This is a genomic window from Paraburkholderia terrae (assembly GCF_002902925.1).
Lineage (GTDB): Bacteria > Pseudomonadota > Gammaproteobacteria > Burkholderiales > Burkholderiaceae > Paraburkholderia > Paraburkholderia terrae.
In genome coordinates, this window is the sequence record NZ_CP026112.1 from 1,379,802 (window position 1) to 1,400,467 (window position 20,666).

Below are 20,666 nucleotides of genomic sequence, written 5' to 3' on the forward strand. Positions count from 1 at the left end.
GACGTGGCCGCGGGCTTTCCGCGACCTCGCGCGCCGGCCAACGCGCGCGACCGCCTTTTCGACGGCGATGCCGCATCGCGCATCGTCAGTCCGCCAATCGACTATCAGGAGTTGCTTCGATGAAAGCCATTACCTTGCGCCAGCCCGCCGGACTGGACAATCTCGTCCGCGTGGAGCTTGCCGATCCCGGCGCGCCGGCGCCTGGCGAAATCCGCGTGCGCATTCACGCAAGTTCGCTCAACTTCCATGACCTGGGTGTCGTCACGGGACGCATGCGCACGGATGACGGCCGCATCCCGATGTCCGATGGCGCGGGCGTCGTCGAAGCGATCGGTGACGGCGTGGCGGAATTCGCCGTCGGCGATGCCGTCGTATCGACGTTCTTTCCTTACTGGCTTGACGGCGGCCCGACGCTGGCCGATTTTTCGACAACGCCGGGCGATGGCGTCGACGGCTACGCTCGCGAGAGCGTCGTGCGTCCCGCGCAATGGTTCACGCACGCGCCGCGCGGCTACAGCCACGCGGAGGCAGCGACGTTGACCACTGCCGGCCTGACCGCGTGGCGCGCGCTAGTCGTTGATTACGCGCTGAAGGCGGGCGACACCGTGCTCGTTCAGGGCACGGGCGGCGTCTCGATCTTCGCGCTGCAGTTCGCGAAGCAGATGGGCGCGACGGTGATCGCGACGTCGTCATCCGACGAGAAACTGGCGAAGGCAAGCGCGCTCGGCGCCGATCACGTGATCAACTACAAGCGCGACACCGACTGGGCCGCCAAGGTACTCGAAATCACGGACGGCCGCGGTGTCGACAACGTAGTCGAAGTGGGCGGTCCGGACACGCTGGGGCAGTCGATCCAGGCTTGCCGGATCGGTGGTCACATCGCGTTGATCGGTGTATTGACGGGACTGGCAGGGCAGGTGCCGACGGCTGAACTGATGCGTCGTCAGCAGAAGCTGCAGGGGCTGATTGTCGGCAGCCGCAAGCATCAGATGGACATGATCCGCGCGATCGATGCAAACGGAATCAAGCCGGTGATCGACAGCACGTTCGCGCTCGGCGAGATTGCCGATGCGTTCCGCCATCAGGCGGCGGGCAAGCATTTCGGCAAGGTTTGTCTGGCGGTTTGAAGCGAGTGACGATAGCAATCGGGCGCTGCGGGCGATCTTCTCCTTTCAGGTGAAGATCGCGACAGGTCAGTAGTAAAGCCAGCGTCCGTATTCCGGCGACCAGTACCAGCGGCCAGCATACGGCGTCGGCTGGTATTCGCCGCCCCAGGCAGCGGATGGCGCGTAGTAGGCGTACGGACGGGCGGCCACGCTGGTTGGCCGCTGCACGTAGCCATAGGCTTGCGGCGGAGGCTGCATCGCTACGGGTGGCGGCGCGTACTGAGTTCGCGGTCGCGCGTACTGCGGCTCGGTCGTGTAGACCTGTGCTGTACGTGGCATGACAGCGTCGTCGCCATCGTCATCGGCGAACTCTTCGGGCGGCATCGCATTCTGTTGTTGCGCGCGTCCCGTAGACCGCACGATGACGGCATTTCTCGGCGGAGCGCTTGAGCGTTGCACCGGTTGCGGGTTCTGCAGCGAGTCGGTATCCGTCCAGGCGTCGGCTGTCGCGACTGGAGAGCGACGGGCAACCGGCTTTGTTGGCGCGATGCGAGTGCTGCTGGATGCGGGCGCTTGTGTGCCTGGCTGTTCCCCAAGTGGCTTTGACGTGACGGGCACCTCTTGCACGGTCTCGATATCGCTTGTCTCGCTGTAGACGTGTTTGATGTCGAGGATGGGTTTGCGAGCAGGCTCAACCGTCGGTTTCTGCGCCCGCGCTTCGGTTGCGGATGGCGTCGTGGCGGCAGTACTCTTTGCAGCGGCCTCGCGCGCGAGTTCCTCTTTCGCTGCCTTGTAGCCGCGATCGTAGGCCGCCTTCACTTCCCGGTCCTGGGCCTCGGCGTCGTCGGCCGCGTTGTACGCGTGGGATGATGCCGAAAACAGGCAACCTGTGGCGAGAAACGCGCCGGTCAACGTCTGCCTCAAGCGTGCGTCCATGAGGCCTCCCTTTTTGGTTATTTGATGGCGAATCGTACAACGTCTCCAGCGACAAAAAAACGCCAGCGATGCCATTGCGTGCGCTTCCCAACTGAACCTTCAATCGCATGCGTTTGCAACGGAAACATGACGCGGCGATATGCGTGCGTCGCGCGCGGTCTCATGCCTCGTGGGATGAGCATCACATGTAGCGTCAGCGCCGCTATGGAAGCAGACGCTATGGCTTGCTCCAGACCAGCCTCCAGCACATGAGAAAGGTACCCTTAGCGTCCCTTGAAACCGCTCCTTCGGCCGTACACGCGGCGCCGGGAAGCGCGGGGCCGAATTGGGCGACCTCTCTATCGGCGTCGGCGAGTGCATCGGCGGGCACCCGTCCCCAGATGGACAGGCTGGCCAGTACGCCGGCACAGCCGACCAGGATAATCAGCGAACGTTTCAATCGGGCGGGGCGGCTGGCAATAAGGTCGATTCGCATCGGGAGGCTCTCTCAGGCGGGGCTTATGAGCGCTCTTATCGGCATCGGCTGTCAAAAGAATAGATCCCGCTTCAATTATTTTTTTCGGGCCAGATTGTTGGCGTTTTTGAAGCGGGTAGTTGAGGGTTTCAGTTGCCAGCAACGGGTTCCCGTCGAGCGTTCCGGCGCAGCATATCGGCGGGCACGCCGAACGTTCGGACAAACGCGCGGCGCATGCGCTCCCGATCCGCAAAACCCGTTTCCTGCGCCACGACGTTGATCGTGTGCCGGCCCTGTTCGATCATGAATCGGGCGGCTTCCAGCCGTAGCTGCTCCACGGCCTTGGCGGGCGACTGACCGGTCTCGGCCACGAACGCGCGGCTGAACTGGCGAGGGCTGAGGTTGGCCACCGCGGCAAGTTCCTCGACGGTCAGCGGATTGCGCAGGTTCCGGCGGATGTGCGCCAGCACCATTTCGATCCGATCGGACTTTGGCGTCATGTCGAGAAGCGCGGAATGTTGCAACTGCCCACCCAGCCGACGCTGATTCATGACCAGAAGCCGCGCGACCATTTTCGCGGTCTCGGGACCGAGGTCGTTATCGATCAACGCAAGAACGAGATCGATACCGGCCGTCATGCCGGCCGAGGACCAGATGGGACCGTCGTTGACGAAGATTCGATCTTCTTCCGTGATGACTTCCGGGAAGCGGGCCCTGAATTCAGACGCGTGGGCCCAATGCATGGTGGCGCGTCGGCCATTCAACAGTCCGGCCTCAGCGAGTACGAATGCGCCGCTGCAGATCGAGGCAATCCGTCTCGATGCTTTGGCTGCCTCCTGAACGAACGCGATCACTGCGGCATCGGAGGACGGCATTTTCATTTCCGTGATCGAACCCACGATGACCGTATCGAAAGCCGGATCGCCGAACGGCTCGGTTTCGAGTGTCATGCCGCCCGAAGAACGGACGGGACCGCCACGGGCAGACAGCACATGGACGTCGTAGCACGGACCCGCCGGCGGCAGGTTCGCGATCTCGAACGCTGTTAGCGCCGCAAGACTCATCATCTGAAATCGTTGCGGCACGATAAAGCCAATCCGATGCATATCTATTCCTGAGGTCCGGCTTGCGCGCCTGACCGCGCATTAGCGACATTCCACGGCCGCACTCGCAGATTCCTTCTCGATGCAGCGAGCCTCGTACGTCCGTGCGACGCACGTCATGAATGGTGGCAACAACGACATAGATCGTAAAGGGCGGAGGCGATAAGGTACAAGCACTTCATCATCTGTCTCGCACCAGCGAAAGGAACACCATCATGTCGAAGATCATCCGGGCCGCAGCCGTTCAGATCGCGCCCGTTCTCTACAGCCGGGAAGGCACCGTCGATAAGGTCGTCAAGAAAATTCTGGAACTCGGCAAGCAGGGCGTCCAGTTTGCGACCTTCCCTGAAACTGTCGTTCCGTACTATCCGTACTTCTCGTTCGTCGAATCTCCGTTTGCGATGGGAGCCGAACATTACAAGCTTCTCGATCAGGCAGTGGTCGTGCCGTCCGAGACGACACGTGCAATTGGCGAAGCGGCGCGTCAGGCAAAAATGGTGGTGTCGATCGGCGTCAATGAACGCGACGGCGGCACGCTCTACAACACGCAACTGCTGTTCGATGCAGACGGCACACTCGTGCAACGCCGCCGCAAGCTCTCGCCGACCTATCACGAGCGTATGGTCTGGGGAATGGGCGACGGTTCAGGTTTGCGCGCGATCGATACCGCCGTGGGCCGTGTCGGTCAGCTCGCCTGCTGGGAGCACTACAACCCGCTAGCGCGTTATGCGCTGATGGCCGATGGCGAGGAAATCCATTCGGCGATGTATCCGGGTTCGTTTGCTGGAGATCTGTTCTCCGAGCAGATATCCATCAACATCCGCCAGCATGCGCTGGAGGCGGGCGCCTTCGTTGTCAACGCGACAGCGTGGCTGACTCCCGAACAACAGCAGCAGATTCTGAAAGATACGAATACCACCCAGGTGGGCCCGATCTCGAGCGGCTGTTTCACTGCAATCGTTTCGCCCGACGGTGAGTACATGGGCGGTGCGCCGCTGCGCGAAGGAGAGGGCGAGATCATCGCAGACCTCGATTTCTGGCAGATCGACAAGCGCAAACGCATGATGGATTCGCGTGGCCATTACAGCCGACCGGACGTGCTCGGGCTGGTGATCGACCGCACGCCGAAGACTCACGTCATCGAGCGCTCGCTGCGCGCGCCTGGCGAAGAGCCTGTCAGGGATCTCGAAGTACTCGCCTGAACCGAGGCTTGTGCGGTCGTGCGCGCATGACGCGCGCAATCCGACCGCTCGAATTTGCACCAATATCAAGGAGTAGCAGAAATGAACTTCAATGATGTCATGCTGGAGCGCAACGCCACGTTCGCCGAGACCGAGTTCGCGCCTGAACTGAAGATGCTTCCGTCGACGGGGACGGTTGTCGTCGGCTGTGTCGATCCGCGTGTCGATCCCGTGAACGTGCTGGGGTTGAAGCAAGGTGAAGCGGCCGTGATCCGGAACGTCGGCGGGCGCGTCAACAAATCGTTGCTCGAAACGCTGGCGGTGTTGAGCGTCGTCGCGGCATCGGCGGGACGCCCGGATGGTGCGCGCAATCTCGTGCTGCTCCAGCACACCGATTGCGGGATCATCGGCTGTCACCGGCATGCGCCCGCATTGCTCGCCAAGCATCTCGATGTCGAGACGGACGCGCTCGATGATCTCGCGATCACCGAGCCCTACAAGGCGGTCGCACTCGATGTCGCGGCGCTCAAGGCAAACAAGGCGCTGCCCGATGGTCTGGTGGTGTCAGGTCTTGTCTACGACGTCAAAACCGGCAAGATCGAAACCGTCGTCCCGCCGGCACCCTTGCGGGCGGCCGCCGCTTGACGGCGGCGTATCGGTCATCGTCGAGAGGAAAGTTTTTACTATGCTTCTTGTGAACGCAGCCCATCCAACATGCCCGGAGGTACGGGCCATATGTTCGAAGCGGTGAAGGCGGCCGGCGGGATCGCGGAACCGCCAATCCGGCCTCTCGGGTCGACGGAATGATGGCGCCATGTTGAAACCACTGTGCAAGCCGAGGCGGTGGTGAAGATGCCGGGGGCCGTTGGCCGATCGGCCAGACATGAGCGGCGGCCGTTTCAAATGCCAAGTGAGATCCGCCACGCCATGTCCATCAAGCACGGAATGAGAACGCCGACGACAGCCCGTTGACCGAGCGCGGTCGAGTTCGATGTCTCGCGCCCGAACGTCAGTTTGTGCGCGATGCGACGGACGTTGCGATGTCCCCCGAGGCGCCTCGGCGCAGCCTCACGGTTCCGTCGAGCAACCCGGTGAAAAGTGACCGGCCGTCATGCGTGAACGCCACGCTGCTTACCTGGTTCTCGCTGCCGCGTAGGGCCTCGGGGCGATCGTGCGTCGACTTCGGCTCGTCGAACTGGACAACCTGCTGATGCGAGTACGTGTCCCAGAGCTTCACTGTGGTGTCCTCGCTCGCCGTTGCGAGGCGAGCGCCGTCCGGCGAGAAGGCGAGATCGTTCACGCGCCCGGTGTGGCTCGAGAAGGTCGCGAGTGGTTTGATGCCGTCGTTCGACACGTGCCACAGCCGGGCCAGCCGTCCGGCTGCGGCGGCCAGTATGTCGCCGCGAGGCGAGAAACGTACGGTGGGAATGAGCGTCCCGTTCTCCTCCTCGGCGCTCGGCGGACGAGGCTCTACGCCGGTGCGCGCGGTCGCGAGCAGCGCGCCCGTCGTGGCGTTCCACAGACGAATGCTGCCGTCATCGCTTCCTGTCGCGAGCAGCCGCCCGTCCGGCGAAAAGTCGATCGCCGTAATCCCGGCCGTTGGTCCGCGAAACGACAGCGTCTCGAGCGCGGCTCCGTCCAGGTTCCAGAGGTGGATCTCACCGCCCGATCCCGCTATGGCAAGCCGTTCGAGATTTGGCGAGAACGCGACGGCGTTGGCCTTCGATACACCGTGCGCGACTTGGGTGGTTTTGTTCGTCCGCGTGTTCCACAGCATGACGCCGTTGTCGCCGCTCGCAAGGGCGACGATATGCTTTGCCGGTGCGAATGCAATGCCCCGAAGTTCGAAATTGAAGTCCTTCAGCACTGCGGTCCTCTGCCCGAGCGAGGCATCCCAGATCACGATATTGTCCGAACTGGCTAGCACCGCCTGGCTATCGGTGTTCGAGGTCACGATAAAGCTGATCGTCGAGGCCGACGCGTCCGGCTCTTCGAATTCGGGATTCGCAGCGCCGTTCCACAGGCGCACCACGCCCTGACTCGCGGTGAGCAGCGACCCGTCGGTTGTGAGCGCGATACCGCTAACGGGTCCCGCGTGCCGCAGGACGTTTCTGCGCGCCGTACGCGATTCGACATCCCAGAGTTCGACGTTGCTCTCGCGGCTGACGACCGCCAGGGCCGACCCGCTGTCGTTGATGGCGAGCTGCGTGATGGGCCCGCTCGCGTGTAGTACGGCTGGCGGCTGGGTGACGTCGTCGTCGAAGAAGAGCAACTCGCCATCTTCCGTTGCGGCGATCAGTTTTCCGCCCGAATAAGATGCCGCAATCAGCCGGCCGCTATTCTGAAAGGAGCCGACCAGCGCTCCCGAAGGCAAGTGGACGTCGACGCCGAAGCTGCTGCTCATGGCGAATAGCCCGCCGTTGCGCGAGTACGCGAAGAACAAGCCCGAAAAGGAGGCAGTGGTGTCGCCGTGCAGTTCCGCAAGGACCCGCTTGTGGGCAATGTCCCAGATGCGGGCGAACTTTCCTTGCCCATTAACGCCAAGCACGGCTATCTGGTTGCCGCTCGGCGAGAACCCGACCTCCACGCAGTCGGTACCGAGATCGGGCAGCGAGAAGAGTTGCCGGCCGTTGGCAGCGTCCCAGACCTGCACGGCCATGTCTTTTCCGATTGTGGCGACCTCGGCGCCGTTCGGGGACAACGCGATATCGCTGATTTCCTTGTCGAGCGGACCGAGTGTCGCGAGCAGATGCGGGTTGTGCCCGGACCAGATCTTCGCGTTCGGTCCGTTCGCGGTCGCAAGCGCGGACCCATCCGGCAAAGCGGACAAAAGCCGGACCGAGGGATCGCGGACGATCTCGGACGCCGCGCCCAGATGACCCAGGCGCCAGAAGTAATACCACTCGAACTCACGCAGCTTCTCGTCGCTGGCCGGCGCAGCCGATTCGAGCGACGAGACCATGCCCGTCATGTCGCTGCTCGTGTACTGTCGCTGCGCGCGTTGCACATTCTGCGCGTAACTCAGGTGCTGCGCCATCGTCTTCTGTTCCCAGGCGTCGCGCCCGGCGATGCCGCTTACAACGATCAAGGCCAGTGCGGCGGCGGCAAATACCGCTTGCAATTTGCGAGTCTGGGACTGGCGCCGCCTGTCGCGCTGTTCGACTTCGGCGCGGGGAAGACCGTAGAGATCCGCGAGGAGTTTGTACCACGCGTCCTGCATGTGCTTGCCGGGAATGCGCGGGAGCGCCGTCGAAAACGCGCGAAAGTCGGCAGCCAACGGCAGGGTCATCATTTCTTCGAGGCAGGCGGGAAAGGCCTTCTCGTTTTCGTTGCCGTTTATTGCCTCGTTGTTGGGGATGCCTGACAACAAAACGAGCACCACATTTTGCTTGCCTCTGAGGCCAACGAATCGCCTGATTTCGTCATCGACGTAGCTGCTGCCGCGAGCCGCCGGTGAGCAGATGACGATCAGCTTGGCCGAGGCGGCAAGGTGCTTGTCGAGACCCTCGAAGTATTCGTTGCCCGCGAAATCACGCGTGTCCCGAAAGATCTCGATGTGCCGTTGTGGTGCGTCGAGATCCTTCGGTGGCTTGTAATGTTCGAGAGCACTTTCGAGAGCGCTTGCAAAGACAATGTCCTTGCGCGAATAGCTGATGAACGCGTCGTGCTCAAACGAATGGTCGTCCGCGACGCCTGTCTGCACGGCTCATCTCCTGGTCGGTGCTGACCTTGGTAAAGCTTAGGAAATGCGGATGTTCGACGTCAAGGTGTCAGATGCAAGCGCGTTCCTTAGCGGACTTCGCGGCGTGATGGCACTTCGGCTATCAATTAAGTGTGGCGTTTCCCGGCATGTCTCTGTTGCGTACGAGCGCATTGTTGTCGGAGACATCAATGCGTCAGCAACTTGTTTGCAAACGATGGTGGATCGATGCCGCCACCCGTAGCAGCGCACACAAACGCCCGTTATCAATGTAAAAGCACAGGACGACAACGATCGCGATAACTGAACAAAATAGTGAAACAGCGAGTCCCGGAAACGGCCCCCAACCAGTGCTCTTTTTCTTACGACATCCGAACGGCGCGATTGTCGGCAACGGAAGTTCTCTGAAGTCCAGCACCCATTCGCCGCGCAGCGTGAAGCAACCAGCCGCGAGCGATCGCGACCGGCCACCGCACGTAGACAACCGATAAAATCAATCCGCTTCCAGATCCATGCGCCCGGTTCGCAGCAACGCTCGCGCTACCTCCTCCGAAAACCGCATTGACCGGCCGTCGATCAACATTCGTTCCGCATCCGCTGGATCACGCTCTATATCAGGCAATCCATGCGCGACGAGCGCGCGAGCGCAGCCGATCCAGTCGCCGTGTTCAACACCGGCAGGTTCATTGATCGAAGCCCACGACAACGTGCCCAGCACGTCGGAACCGAAGCCATGTGTCTCTCGCCAACTTGCTCCATGCGTAAGGAGGAACGCGGTCAATTCGACATCGCCGCGAAGCACGGCATGGTTCAACGCCGTCGCGTCCCAATCGCCGCCGCGCGCAGCAATCGGCCAGCCGAGTTCGACCATGACCTTGATCGCGTCGCCCGATCCCCACGCGGCTGTATCCGGCAATAGCCGCAACTGATCCGCCGGCAGCGAACGAGGAAGATCGGGACGCTGTGCCTGGATGCGACGCGCCTCGCTGGCATCGGCGCGCGCACAGGCCGCCACGAACTCGTCCTCGGCGCTGAGTGCGTCGTTTGCCCCGGCGGCGCGCAACAAGTCCGCGACCTCGCGCAGTCCTGTTTGCATCGCCAGTCGCCAGGCGCTGACGCCACCGGGCGTGCGCGCCTGCGGGTCGGCACCGGCGGCGAGGAGGGCGGCGATATGACGAGCCGATCGTCGCACGGCGATGGCGCGCAGCAGCGGCGGTCCCCATGTCGTCGTCGGACCCGCTGCAACGGGTTCATTCGGATCGCCGCCGTGTGCCAGCAGCAGTTCCAGTGCAACAGGGTTCGGCATGTCGAGCGCCCGACGCAGCGCATTCGTTCCGCCGACGCGAGCGCCATGCTGCAGCAGCAAGCGTGTGCAAGTAGGCTCTTCCAGCGAGTGATAAAGCGATTCGTCGTCGTTGGGATTCGCACCTGCGGTGAGGAGCATCTCCGTCAGAACGGCATCGCGGTTGACGCCCGCTGCGCCGTAGAGCGCGGACAGTGGTTCCGACTCGTGGGGCGACGCCAGTGAAGCGGGCGGGTACCGGTTGCCGATACGCTGATTGGGATTGGCGCCGGCCTGAAGCAGAAACCGCGCGCACTCGCGTAGCCGTTCAGCGAACTGCGGCAGTTGTCCCAGGCGCGAATGCGTGACGGCGACGAGCGGCGGAAGATTCAGCGGTCCGTCCGGCCGATTGATCCAGTCCGGATCGGCTGAGACTGCGCGGGTTATCACGTCGAGCTGTCCTGCAGCGCACGCCACCGACACATCCGCTGAAGGCAAGCCGGGATGGTCGCGCAACAACTGCGCCGCGACGCGCGGCCTCGCGGCGTCGTATCCGCCGACGACGTCGCCGCCGTAAGCAAGGCCAAGCCAGTGTCGAATCAAATCCTGCTGTTCACGCTGCACGGCAAGGCTTTCGACGTACAGGCGAAGCTCTGCCCATGAAGCGAAGCCGTACTCGCGCGCGATGCACGACTGCGCGTCGTGCAGACGCAATCCGAGTGCGTTGACGTCGTCAGGCGTTTGATGCGCGGCAGCAGGAAGGTTGTCGATGAAGCGCGAAGTAGCCGTTGCATCGCCATCGCGATAGAGGCGGAGCAGTTCTTTCGCCTGCTTCTTCAGATGGTCGAGATTGGCCCTGGAAGGCAGCGTATTCATTGCGGATCCTCGTGCATTGGAGGCTGTCGGTCCGCAACACCGCCTGCACAAAGGATGGTGAGATAACGCATTGGCTATCGCAGGTGAGTTCAACTCTTTCCGCGGACCCGGAAGCGGCCTGTACCGCTGACGAGATGCTAGGAGAAGACGGGCGGCGCCGTCAACTCCCACGCACATGCACGGATCTATTCCTGCGGAGGCAGCAGCGCCAGAAGCAGACGCCGCAACTCCAGACACTCCCGCTGTGTCAGCCTCGCCGTGAGAATGCGCTCGACTTCCTCGACACGCGGACGCAAGGTCGCAATCTGCTTCTTGCCGTCCGCAGTGAGAAACAGCACATAACTGCGCTTGTCGACGGGATCGTCGGACCGTTCGATCAGGCCATTGCGCACCATGCGCGCGACGAGATCGGCGATCGTCGAACGGTCCACGTCGAGTTCATCGCCGAGTTGCCGCTGATTGACGCCGGGTGTTTTATGCAAGATCTCGAGCGCCGCATACTGGACGCTCGTGACCTCGGCGGAGACTTCGCTGAGCCATACCGCTACGTGGCGCTGCTGGGCGCGGCGCACGAGACTGCCCGTAAATTTCGAGAGCGCTTCTGGGTTGTCGTGTCTGGTCGGCAATTTCGCAGTTTCGGAGCGGGTTAGCGCATGCGGAATATCGGCTGGAAAAAGGCCTTCAGTTCCGCATATGCATCGAGTGGAAGAACATGCGCGACGTATTGATCCGGACGGACCACGACGAGCGCGCCCCGTTCGCGGTCGATGCCGCGCGCGTCGAAGATATCAGTCGCTGCGTCGCTCGTAAATGTTTTCTCGTAGTCGATGAGGCCGTAGCGTCCCTTGCGCGGCAGCAACAGGGCGGGCAGGTCGTCGAGACGTACTTCGCGATGCGGCTGCTGCAGCACCGCGCGCAGATCGAACACGCTATCCACGTCGGCATCCTCTGGCGTGGTAAGCCGCAACACAGAATCGGACGATGTAGCGAGATGCTCGCACAGTGCATCGAGCGCAGTCCGTTTCGCGTCCGCGAACGCGTACAGGCGCCAGCGGCCGTCCGCGGATGCCGCGTGTCCGAGATGGACAGGCTTTGCATCGGCGACACGAACGACGGGCGATGAATGAAAACGCGTGCCGATCACGAAACCCTTGGCGAGCGCCTGATGCGCCGCTTCGCCTGTCAGCACACCCGGCCGGTAATGCGTCGCGACGCCTGCAGTATATCGGCCCGCGCGAACAAAATAGGCTTGCAGTTCAGCCGGATCGACGCCGCCTGCCTCGGGCCGGTTGGGATCTTTCGGCGGCGCGGCCATCATCGCCGACCATTCCTTGTCGAAGTCGATCAACTCCTGCGCGATGGGCTGACGTTCGTCGGAATACGTGCGCAACAGATCGGCGTCGCTGCGTCCTTGCAGCACCGCGCCGAGTTTCCAGCCGAGATTGAAGCCGTCCTGCATCGACACGTTCATGCCCTGGCCGGCCTTCGCGCTATGCGTATGACAGGCGTCACCCGCGATGAACACGCGCGGGTCGCGAGACGTGCCGTCGGCGGCGAGGGCATCGTCGAATCGATCGGTCAGGCGCTGTCCCACTTCATACACGGAGAACCACGCGACTTCCTTCGCATCGAGCGTATAGGGGTGCAGGATGTGCTGAGCCGTCTCGATGATGTGATCGACGGTGGTCTGTTTGAGGCTGTCGCGATTCTCGGGCGTGACCTCGCCCAGATCGACGTAGAAGCGCACCAGGTATCCGCCTTCGCGCGGAATGATGAGCAGATTGCCCTTGCTCGCAGACTGAATGGCGGCTTTCAGGCGGATGTCCGGGAAGTCCGTGACGGCGAGCGCGTCCATCACGCCCCACGCATGGTTGGCGGCATCGCCGCGCAGCGTTTGTCCGATGGCCGTACGCACGCGGCTGCGGGCGCCGTCGCAACCGACGACGTAGCGCGCACGCACGGTGACTTCCTCATCCAGCCGTGCTTCATCCGTGCGGCGCAACGTCACGCGTACCGGGTATTCACCCGTATCGTCGCGTTGCACGTCGACCAGTTCCAGATCGTAGTCCGGTTCGAGCCGTTGCGCGGAGCGACGCATCACATCGAGCAGATAGTCCTGCACGCGTGCCTGATTGACGATCACATGCGGAAACTCCGACATGCCTGTTTCGGTATCCTGAACACGGCCGGTACGCTTGATGGCGCCACGATCCTTTGCATCCGGGCGCCAGAAAACGGTTTCGTTGACCCAATACGCTTCCCGCTGCAAGCGGTCGCTGAGGCCGAACGCATTGAACATCTCGACAGTCCGGCACGCGACACCGTCCGCCTGTCCCATCTGCAACGGTCCTGAGCGACGCTCCACGATGCGCGTGCGGATGGTCGGAAATTGCGAGAGTTGTGCTGCCAGCACGAGTCCCGCAGGACCGCTTCCGACGATCAGCACGTCGACCGTGTCGGGCATCTCGACGTGAGGCGCGTTGTCGGCAGCCGGCTCGATGGTCGGATCGCCGACGCGGAAACCGTTGAGATGAAATTGCATGGTGTCTTCCTCCAGGGTGTGCGTGTCATCGTGATGCTGAATATACTCCGTACACCAACCATTTAAAAGCACTTCATGTGGCAGTGGATGTTTACCCTGGCCTGACGAATTCGAAAGCGTGGCCCTGGCCGCGTTCGAAAAAGCTGCCTATATCCGGCAGGCGGACGCCGCAGCGCAGTCTTCGCCGCCATATCGGGTAAAACCCTAAGTCCTATTCCGCGCGACCGCCGACTCTGCTATAAATTGCGCTCCGTAGCTGATGACGTTTTAGCACGGCGATTTCTTGCAAGATTGGCAAGGTTCAGCGGGACCGTTTGAAAGGAATGGCATGGCGCGCGTAGTTGTGGTGGGCAGCATCAACATGGATATGGTGGTCGTCACCAACACGTTTCCCCGTCTGGGCGAGACACTGTTCGGCACGGGCTTTTCGACGAGCCCTGGCGGCAAAGGCGCGAATCAGGCCGTCGCGGCGGCTCGACTTGGCGCGCAGGTGACGATGGTTGGCCGGGTAGGCGCCGACGCCTTCGGTGAAGACATGAAGGCGACGCTCGTGCGTGAAGGCGTGGACGTGCGCTACGTCACGACCGCGCGCCAGGCGACGGGTATCGCCGCGATCACGCTGAAGGGCGGCGATAACGCGATCGTCGTCGTGCCGGGCGCCAACTCTGAACTGTCGCCCGAAGATATCGACCGCGCCGCCGATGCATTCGAGCAGGGCGATGTCGTGCTGGCCCAACTCGAGGTGCCGTACGCGACCGTCCTGCATGCAGCGCGTCGCGCCCGCGCGCTCAACAAGCCGTTCTTTCTGAACCCGGCTCCCGCCGTCGCACTGAGCGACGAACTGCTGGATCTCGTCACGCTGTTGACGCCCAACCAGCACGAACTCGCGACTGCGTTGCAAACGAGTGAAGCGCAGTGGGCCGACGAACTCGCGCGACGTCCCGGCCAGATCGCGATGACGCGTGGCGAGGAAGGCGTGTGCTACGCAGACACGGACGGCAAGCTCGTGTACCAATCCGGCTTCGCGGTCGATGCGGTCGATACGACGGGCGCCGGCGACACGTTCAACGGCGCACTCGCGGCCTTCTGGAGTCTCGGGATCGGCGAGGCGGTACGCCGCGCCAATGCTGCGGCAGCACTGTCCGTCACGCGCGCGGGCGCGCAAGGCGGCATGCCGACGCTCGCCGAACTGGACACGTTTCTCGAAGCTCAATCATGAAAAAGCTGGGACATTTGAATCGCGACATCGCGCGCGTGCTGGCATCGATGGGCCATACCGACAGCCTCGTGATTGCCGATTGCGGCCTGCCGATTCCCGAAGGAGTGGAGTGCATCGACGTATCGCTTGCGCTCAACGTGCCGGGTTTCTTCGACGTGCTCGACAGTGTGCTCGCCGATTTCAAGGTCGAACGCGCGGTGTTTGCGAGCGAGAGCGCCGAACACAACGCGGCTGTCGTGGAGCGCATTGCACAGATGGCATCCAGCAAGATTGAAGTCGAACAGGTGCCGCACGAGACGTTCAAGCAGCGCTCGCGCGAGGCCAAAGCCATTATCCGCACGGGCGAGTGCAGTCCTTACGCGAATGTGATCTTGCATTCCGGCGTCATCTTCTGAGAGGCACACCATGGAAGTGTTGATGCAGGGCATCGGCAAGGCCTTCGGACCGGTACGCGTGCTCGAGGGCGTCGATTTTCACATCAGCGCGGGCGAGATCCACGCGCTGATGGGTGAAAACGGCGCCGGCAAATCGACGCTAATGAAGATTCTGTGCGGGGTCTATCAGGCTGACGCAGGCAAGATCCTGATCGATGGCCGCGCCGCGCAGATTCGCAACACGGTCGAGGCCGAACATGCCGGCATCGCGATCATCCACCAGGAACTGAACCTCATCCCGCAACTGACGGTGATGGAGAACCTCTTCCTGGGCCGCGAACCGAGCCGGTTCGGAATCGTCGACAACGCGAAGATGCGCCGCGAGGCGCGCAAGTGGCTCGACATGGTTGGCGCGCACGACATCGATCCGCAGACGGAAGCGGGGCAACTGTCGATCGGACGCCAGCAACTGGTCGAAATCGCAAAGGCGCTTTCACTGGATGCGCGCGTCGTCGTGATGGATGAGCCGACGGCCGCGCTCACCAATCGCGAGATCGACACGCTGTTCGAGATCATGCTGTCGCTGAAGGCTCGCGGCGTTGCAATCGTCTATGTCTCGCACCGGATGGAAGAGATCTTCCGGATCTGCGACAAGATCAGCGTGCTGCGCGATGGTCACTTCGTCGGCGAACGCGCGATCCGGGACACGAGTTTCGATGAGATAGTCCGGCTGATGGTCGGGCGCGAACTCGGCGAGCGTTTCCCGAAGCGGCAGCACAAGCCGGGCGCGGTCCGCTTGCAGGTCAAAGGTCTCGCGGACCACGGCAACATCTCCGGCGTTTCGTTCGATGTACGTGCGGGCGAAGTGCTCGGCATCGCCGGATTGATGGGGGCGGGGCGCAGCGAAATTCTCAGAACGCTGTTCGGCGCCAACCGGAAAACGGCGGGGACCGTCACGCTGGATGGCAAGCCGCTCGAAGTGCGCGATGCGTCCAGTGCCATCGCGGCGGGCATCGGCTTCGTCACGGAAGACCGTAAAGGGCAGGGGCTCGTACTGGGTATGTCAGTGCGCGAGAACGCGACACTCGTCCATCTCGAGAGCTATGCAAGGCTTGGTTTCGTCGACAGCAAGGCCGAGCGCCAGGCGGTCGATGGATTGATCGAGCAGTTGCGTGTGCGCACACGGGATGCGGAGCTGGACGTGAAGTCGCTGTCCGGTGGCAATCAGCAGAAGGTGGTTTTCGCCAAGTGGCTTGCGCGACCGCCCAAGGTGCTGTTGCTCGACGAACCGACGCGCGGCGTCGACGTGGGCGGCAAGGCCGAAATCTACACGATCATCAATCAGCTGGCGGAGCGCGGCGTCGCAATCGTCATGGTGTCGTCGGAGCTTCCCGAGGTCCTTGCGATGAGCGACCGGATTCTCGTCATGCATCAGGGTCGCCAGAGCGGCCTGTTCGATGCGGAAGGCGCAACGCAGGAACTCATCATGACGGCAGCGGCGGGCGGCAACGCGACGCCTGTTTCGGTTGCTGCATAGACACCTCACACCTGATCCACAACGGCCGCGCGATTGGCAGCGCGCCGTGCATCCCAATTGAACGGTCCTGTCGCTAGCGACAGGAAAACACGCGAGACACATCATGGCGCAACTGAGTATCACACCGACCAACCGCGCGACGCTGCAGAAGCTTGGGCCGTTTATCGCCCTGCTTGTCATTGCGGTGGGACTCTCTATCGTCAGTCACAATTTTCTGACCGTCGACAATCTGCTGAACGTGATGCGTCAGGCGTCTATCAATGCGCTCATTGCATTCGGTATGACGCTGGTGATTTTGCTGGGCGGGATTGATCTTTCAGCGGGGTCGGTGCTGGCGCTGTCTTCCGTCATCATCGCGAGCCTTTTGACCTCGGGTATGCCGGCAGGTCTTGCGACGCTCGCCGGACTCGTTGCAGGCGGCCTGATGGGACTCGTGAACGGGCTCGTGATCAGCAAAGGCAAAGTTGCGCCGTTTATCGCGACGCTTGGGTCGATGACGGTATTGCGGGGACTGGCACTCGTCCTGTCAAACGGCAGCCCGCTCAGCAGCTTCAACAGTGACTTCTTTTCGTTGCTCGGCGGCGGCTACATCGCGCGCCTCGTGCCGATTCCCGTCGTGCTCATGCTCGTCATGTTCGCGATCTTCTGGGTGCTGCTGCGCAAGACCGTGTTCGGCCGCCACATCTATGCGACGGGCGGCAACGCTGAATCGGCAAAGCTCTCGGGCGTGAAGGTCGATCGCATTCAGCTCTACGTGTACACGATCTCGGGCGTCATGGCCGCGCTCGCGGGCGTCGTGCTGACTTCCCGCCTGAACTCCGCACAGCCGACGGCGGGCACAGGCTATGAACTCGACGCCATCGCTGCCGTCGTGCTCGGTGGGACGAGTCTGACGGGCGGACGCGGCTGGATTTTCGGCACGCTCGTTGGCGCATTGCTGATCGGCGTTCTGAACAACGGTCTGAATCTGCTCGACGTGTCGTCTTTCTATCAGCAGGTCATCAAGGGCGGCGTGATCCTGCTCGCCGTGCTGATCGATCGCGGCAACAAGAAGGCGTGATGCAGGTTGATGAGGGAAGGGCGTAGGCCCTTTCTAGAGAGCTTTATTTATTACCGACTGCTGGACAGCAAAACCCAGTTTCACCACACAAGGAAGAAGAGGAAGACAATGCAGAAACCCGTTTCGCAGCGATTCTCGAAGCTTTTCGCCGCGCTGTGCGCAAGCACGCTGATGGCTGGTCTGGTTGCGTGTTCGAAGGAGGGCCCGGCGACGTCGGCAGACGCTGGAGCCAGTGCGGCATCGGCGCCCGCTGCAAACGGCGCGATCACGGTCGGGCTGTCGATCTCGACGCTGAACAATCCGTTTTTCGTCTCGCTGCGTAAAGGCGCGGAAGACGAAGCTGCAAAAGACGGCGTGACGCTGATCACCGTCGATGCGCAGAACGATCCCGCGAAGCAGCAGGCGAGCGTTGAAGACCTGATCGAAAAGAAAGTCAGCGTGATCCTGATCAACCCGACCGATTCTTCGGCCGTGGCGAACGTCGTCAAGGAAGCGACCAGCAAGGGCATCAAGGTCATCTCGCTCGACCGGAGCGTACACGGCGCGGACGTCAGTTCGCACATCGCGTCGGACAACAAGGCCGGCGGCAAGATGGCGGCCGATTTCCTCGCGGAAAAGCTGGGCGGCAAGGGCAATATCGTCGAGCTTCAAGGCATTCTGGGCTCGTCGGCGGCGAATGAGCGTGGCGCTGGCTTCGACGACGAAGTGACGGCGAAGGGCGGCGTGAAGATCGCGACGAAGCAGCCTGCCGACTTCGACCGTGCGAAGGGTCTTTCGGTGATGGAGAACATCATCCAGAGCAACAAGGACATCCAGGGCGTGTTCGCACAGAACGACGAAATGGCGTTGGGCGCAGTGAAGGCGCTGCAGGCGGCGGGTCTGAAGAACGTGGCGGTGGTCGGCTTCGACGCAACCAGCGACGCCATCACGGCAGTCAAGGGCGGCCAGATGTCGGCGACCGTGCAGCAGCAGCCGGAGCTGATTGGCCAATACGGTGTGCAGACGGCGAAAAAGCTGGTCGATGGCCAGTCGGTCGACAAGTTCATCCCGGTACCGCTGAACCTCTACAAGCAGTAAGTTCTCATCTGTCCCTTCCCGTAGTACCATCAGGCGCCAGGACTCACGTCGCTGTGCGCCTGCCTCTGCCTCCGATCGAGATTGGGCGGCGAATCCCCGACGAAGTTGTATCGTACGCACGCACCGCTTACCGAAGCGGTGCGCTCGCGCCTGACTCATTGACCTGCAGGAAGCCCGCGTGACTCAGTTCGAGCGTCTGACCATCGACGACATTGCCCGCCTCGCGAAGGTTTCCCGTACTACCGCCAGCATGGTGCTCAACGGCTATGCCGAGCGCTACCGGATATCCGCGGCGACCGTCGAACGAGTGTTGCAGGTCGCAAAGGACCATCACTTCACGCCGTCGCAGTCGGCGCGGGCGTTGCGCACCCGACGCAGCAATACGATCGGTCTGGTGATTCCCGATTTGACCAACTCTGCGCACGCGGCGCTCGCACAGGCGATGGAATGGCAGTGCCGCGAACGCTATCAATATCAGCTCGTTCTTGTCACCAGCGATGAAAACCCGACACGCGAGACGGAGGGGATTGCGCACCTCGTGTCGCATCAGGTCGATGGCCTGATCGTGGTGCCGTGTACCGGGGATGCGAAGCGCTACGAGAAATGGATGAAGCGACTGCCTCTCGTGTTTGCCGATCGTCGCGTCGAGTCGAGCAGCATTCCGTACGTCGTCACCGATGCGGTTGAAACGGTTGCGACACTGGTGGGCGAGAGCATTGCGCGAGGCGCGCGTGAGGTGGTCTATCTGGGCGGTCAACCAGAGTTGTCCGCAAGCCGCGATCGTCTGGCTGGATACCGGCAGGCGCTTCGTCAGCATGGTCTCGAAGAGCAACCGGACTGGGTGTTCGAGCGAGACTACCAGCGTGAATCGGGCTACGAGTTGATGAAGTCATGGTTCGCTGAACACCAGCGATATCCGCAAGCGCTGTTCGCAGGCTCGATTACGTTGCTCGAAGGCGTTCTGCAGTTTATGAACGATGCGCATCAACTGGCGCAGGCGCCAGGCCAACTGATGACGTTCGATGATCACAAGCTGCTCGACTGTTTGCCTTTCAAGATCGACGCGATTATCCAGGACAGCGCGCAATTGGCTGAGCACAGTCTGCGTTGCGTGTTTTCTCTGCTTGAGGGTGACGGCGCGCCGGACTCGCGGCTGGTGCCGGCGCGGATTCGGTATCGTAGGTCGGGTGGATGAGTTGTTGCCGCGCGTGGCTTGTTAGTGCGCCATCCATGCTATCAGGCCCTACTTTTAAAAATTCGATTTTACGTTGATAATTTATCTTATGTAAAATCACAAACGCAGCCTGGAGACGGCCAATTCCCCGCTTTCAGTTCACACGTCCTTCAGCCGCCATTGAGGCCCGAGGCGCATTCCACGACCCGTCGAAGCATTTCTGCAGCCAGTCGTTCGCCCAGTCGGTCGCATACTGGATAGCATCCTGGCGAAGATCGAAACCCGCCAGATCACCGCTCACATGGATGAACGATTCGCCGTCCGGCAGCGGCCCACTGATCATCGCGTGAGCCATGTATTCACCATCGGCGCGACGCGGCGTAGGGTCTATTCGGAACACTGCAGGATCGAAATGCATACGACGCTCCCATCGCGCGTTGCGCGAATATAAAGTTCGCTTTCAGTGAAGTTGTACCGTGCGTGTCGTGGATGCAGCCGAACCAACAACGCTAAGCCTCGATCGTCAATCGAAGCACACCACGATCGTTATCACAGGCGATCACTTTCGGGGACGCGCGATGAAATCATCGAACACTGCGGACCATCGAATTCTCACACCTCGGCATCCCAGATGGTTCGACCCGACGGACACGCATCAATGAGATGTTCGGCATAAGCCGTCGACGCCCTTCTCGCATCGCCGATGTTTTCAAAGCCGCGTTCAACCTTGAGTTGAAAAACGCGGCTGCGCCCTTCCACTTCCTTCTGCCCGGGTTCGTTGATCCGGACAGCGGCATCGAAGCCCTGATCGTAGCTGTGACCCGTTCCCGACATCGTGCGTTGACGCGGATAAACGAGCAGACGAACTTCAAGTCCCCTGTATAGATATGCAGCGGCTTCCATGAGACACCTCTGTTGCCGCGATGTGCGGCGAAGATTATGCAGGTGGGACGAGCGCGGACCAAACGGCCGCATCACGATCGACGCACACGCGACTGTCGGGCGACAGCGTTGCGGTGCATTCAGGCGGGCGATATAACCGAAA

General features: G+C 61.9%; 17 protein-coding genes. 9 read left to right on the forward strand and 8 right to left on the reverse strand.

Annotated elements, in window-relative coordinates; translation table 11 throughout:
• The first annotated feature begins 119 nt into the window (after window positions 1-119).
• A complete protein-coding gene (locus C2L65_RS22385; protein WP_042314445.1) occupies window positions 120-1,127 on the forward strand; it encodes a zinc-dependent alcohol dehydrogenase family protein in 1,008 nt (335 codons plus the stop codon).
• A 66-nt stretch (window positions 1,128-1,193) separates the two neighbouring features.
• On the opposite strand, the gene C2L65_RS22390 is transcribed toward C2L65_RS22385, so the two are convergent.
• Window positions 1,194-2,042, reverse strand: coding sequence for a hypothetical protein (locus C2L65_RS22390; protein ID WP_042314446.1), 849 nt, complete (start codon window positions 2,040-2,042; stop codon window positions 1,194-1,196).
• Window positions 2,043-2,645: 603 nt separating this feature from the next.
• A complete protein-coding gene (locus C2L65_RS22400) occupies window positions 2,646-3,602 on the reverse strand; it encodes a GlxA family transcriptional regulator (protein ID WP_042314448.1) in 957 nt (318 codons plus the stop codon).
• A 212-nt stretch (window positions 3,603-3,814) separates the two neighbouring features.
• Between C2L65_RS22400 and C2L65_RS22405 the strand changes: the two genes are divergently transcribed.
• Together C2L65_RS22405 and C2L65_RS22410 are read left to right on the forward strand one after the other, a co-directional pair.
• A complete protein-coding gene (locus tag C2L65_RS22405; RefSeq protein WP_042314449.1) occupies window positions 3,815-4,801 on the forward strand; it encodes a nitrilase-related carbon-nitrogen hydrolase in 987 nt (328 codons plus the stop codon).
• Window positions 4,802-4,882: 81 nt separating this feature from the next.
• Entirely contained in the window at window positions 4,883-5,425 is a 543-nt protein-coding gene (locus tag C2L65_RS22410) for a carbonic anhydrase (protein WP_042314450.1), read from the forward strand.
• 364 nt (window positions 5,426-5,789) lie between these two features.
• Here the strand turns inward: C2L65_RS22410 and C2L65_RS22415 are convergent, their stop codons facing one another.
• The 4 genes from C2L65_RS22415 to C2L65_RS22430 all read right to left on the reverse strand — a co-directional run bounded on the left by C2L65_RS22415 (window position 5,790) and on the right by C2L65_RS22430 (window position 13,180).
• Window positions 5,790-8,483, reverse strand: coding sequence for a WD40 domain-containing protein (locus C2L65_RS22415; RefSeq protein WP_042314451.1), 2,694 nt, complete (start codon window positions 8,481-8,483; stop codon window positions 5,790-5,792).
• A 490-nt stretch (window positions 8,484-8,973) separates the two neighbouring features.
• Complete coding sequence (locus tag C2L65_RS22420) at window positions 8,974-10,638, reverse strand: ankyrin repeat domain-containing protein (protein WP_042314452.1); 1,665 nt, start codon at window positions 10,636-10,638, stop codon at window positions 8,974-8,976.
• Window positions 10,639-10,823: 185 nt separating this feature from the next.
• Window positions 10,824-11,264, reverse strand: a complete 441-nt coding sequence (locus C2L65_RS22425) for a MarR family winged helix-turn-helix transcriptional regulator (RefSeq protein ID WP_042314453.1) — start codon at window positions 11,262-11,264, stop codon at window positions 10,824-10,826.
• Between the two features lie 20 nt (window positions 11,265-11,284).
• Window positions 11,285-13,180, reverse strand: a complete 1,896-nt coding sequence (locus C2L65_RS22430; protein ID WP_042314454.1) for an FAD-binding monooxygenase — start codon at window positions 13,178-13,180, stop codon at window positions 11,285-11,287.
• Window positions 13,181-13,508: 328 nt separating this feature from the next.
• Here C2L65_RS22430 and rbsK point away from each other — a divergent pair, with 328 nt between their 5' ends.
• From rbsK to C2L65_RS22460, 6 genes are all read left to right on the forward strand, one after another.
• The gene (gene rbsK / locus C2L65_RS22435) at window positions 13,509-14,399 is read left to right on the forward strand and encodes a ribokinase (RefSeq protein WP_042314455.1); all 891 of its coding nucleotides are present in this window, start codon (window positions 13,509-13,511) and stop codon (window positions 14,397-14,399) included.
• Window positions 14,396-14,794 (forward strand): D-ribose pyranase, encoded by a 399-nt coding sequence (rbsD, locus tag C2L65_RS22440; RefSeq protein WP_035989742.1) that lies wholly within the window; start codon window positions 14,396-14,398, stop codon window positions 14,792-14,794. Before rbsK ends, rbsD begins: the two co-directional genes overlap by 4 nt.
• Before the next feature lie 10 nt (window positions 14,795-14,804).
• Complete coding sequence (locus C2L65_RS22445) at window positions 14,805-16,310, forward strand: sugar ABC transporter ATP-binding protein (RefSeq protein ID WP_042314456.1); 1,506 nt, start codon at window positions 14,805-14,807, stop codon at window positions 16,308-16,310.
• A gap of 103 nt (window positions 16,311-16,413) precedes the next feature.
• Window positions 16,414-17,370: an ABC transporter permease gene (locus tag C2L65_RS22450; RefSeq protein WP_007746908.1), complete on the forward strand. Its 957-nt coding sequence runs from the start codon at window positions 16,414-16,416 to the stop codon at window positions 17,368-17,370.
• A 108-nt stretch (window positions 17,371-17,478) separates the two neighbouring features.
• Window positions 17,479-18,447 (forward strand): ribose ABC transporter substrate-binding protein RbsB, encoded by a 969-nt coding sequence (gene rbsB, locus C2L65_RS22455; protein ID WP_042314457.1) that lies wholly within the window; start codon window positions 17,479-17,481, stop codon window positions 18,445-18,447.
• 178 nt (window positions 18,448-18,625) lie between these two features.
• Window positions 18,626-19,642 carry a substrate-binding domain-containing protein gene (locus C2L65_RS22460; RefSeq protein WP_042314458.1) on the forward strand — a complete coding sequence of 339 codons (1,017 nt, stop codon included), beginning with the start codon at window positions 18,626-18,628 and terminating at the stop codon, window positions 19,640-19,642.
• 133 nt (window positions 19,643-19,775) lie between these two features.
• Here C2L65_RS22460 and C2L65_RS22465 read toward each other — a convergent pair whose 3' ends face one another.
• Window positions 19,776-20,039 (reverse strand): hypothetical protein, encoded by a 264-nt coding sequence (locus C2L65_RS22465; RefSeq protein WP_042314459.1) that lies wholly within the window; start codon window positions 20,037-20,039, stop codon window positions 19,776-19,778.
• A gap of 194 nt (window positions 20,040-20,233) precedes the next feature.
• A complete protein-coding gene (locus C2L65_RS22470) occupies window positions 20,234-20,524 on the reverse strand; it encodes a hypothetical protein (RefSeq protein ID WP_042314460.1) in 291 nt (96 codons plus the stop codon).
• Between the last annotated feature and the right edge of the window lie 142 nt (window positions 20,525-20,666).

Excerpts from the sequence above, each read along its gene's own strand:
- C2L65_RS22400 (WP_042314448.1), bottom strand. The coding sequence starts at position 3,602 with ATGCATCGGATTGGCTTTATCGTGCCGCAACGATTTCAGATGATGAGT.
- C2L65_RS22390 (WP_042314446.1), bottom strand. The coding sequence starts at position 2,042 with ATGGACGCACGCTTGAGGCAGACGTTGACCGGCGCGTTTCTCGCCACA.
- C2L65_RS22465 (WP_042314459.1), bottom strand. The coding sequence starts at position 20,039 with ATGCATTTCGATCCTGCAGTGTTCCGAATAGACCCTACGCCGCGTCGC.
- C2L65_RS22450 (WP_007746908.1), top strand. The coding sequence starts at position 16,414 with ATGGCGCAACTGAGTATCACACCGACCAACCGCGCGACGCTGCAGAAG.
- rbsD (WP_035989742.1), top strand. The coding sequence starts at position 14,396 with ATGAAAAAGCTGGGACATTTGAATCGCGACATCGCGCGCGTGCTGGCA.
- C2L65_RS22420 (WP_042314452.1), bottom strand. The coding sequence starts at position 10,638 with ATGAATACGCTGCCTTCCAGGGCCAATCTCGACCATCTGAAGAAGCAG.
- rbsK (WP_042314455.1), top strand. The coding sequence starts at position 13,509 with ATGGCGCGCGTAGTTGTGGTGGGCAGCATCAACATGGATATGGTGGTC.
- C2L65_RS22410 (WP_042314450.1), top strand. The coding sequence starts at position 4,883 with ATGAACTTCAATGATGTCATGCTGGAGCGCAACGCCACGTTCGCCGAG.
- C2L65_RS22445 (WP_042314456.1), top strand. The coding sequence starts at position 14,805 with ATGGAAGTGTTGATGCAGGGCATCGGCAAGGCCTTCGGACCGGTACGC.
- C2L65_RS22405 (WP_042314449.1), top strand. The coding sequence starts at position 3,815 with ATGTCGAAGATCATCCGGGCCGCAGCCGTTCAGATCGCGCCCGTTCTC.
- C2L65_RS22385 (WP_042314445.1), top strand. The coding sequence starts at position 120 with ATGAAAGCCATTACCTTGCGCCAGCCCGCCGGACTGGACAATCTCGTC.
- C2L65_RS22470 (WP_042314460.1), bottom strand. The coding sequence starts at position 20,524 with ATGGAAGCCGCTGCATATCTATACAGGGGACTTGAAGTTCGTCTGCTC.
- rbsB (WP_042314457.1), top strand. The coding sequence starts at position 17,479 with ATGCAGAAACCCGTTTCGCAGCGATTCTCGAAGCTTTTCGCCGCGCTG.
- C2L65_RS22430 (WP_042314454.1), bottom strand. The coding sequence starts at position 13,180 with ATGCAATTTCATCTCAACGGTTTCCGCGTCGGCGATCCGACCATCGAG.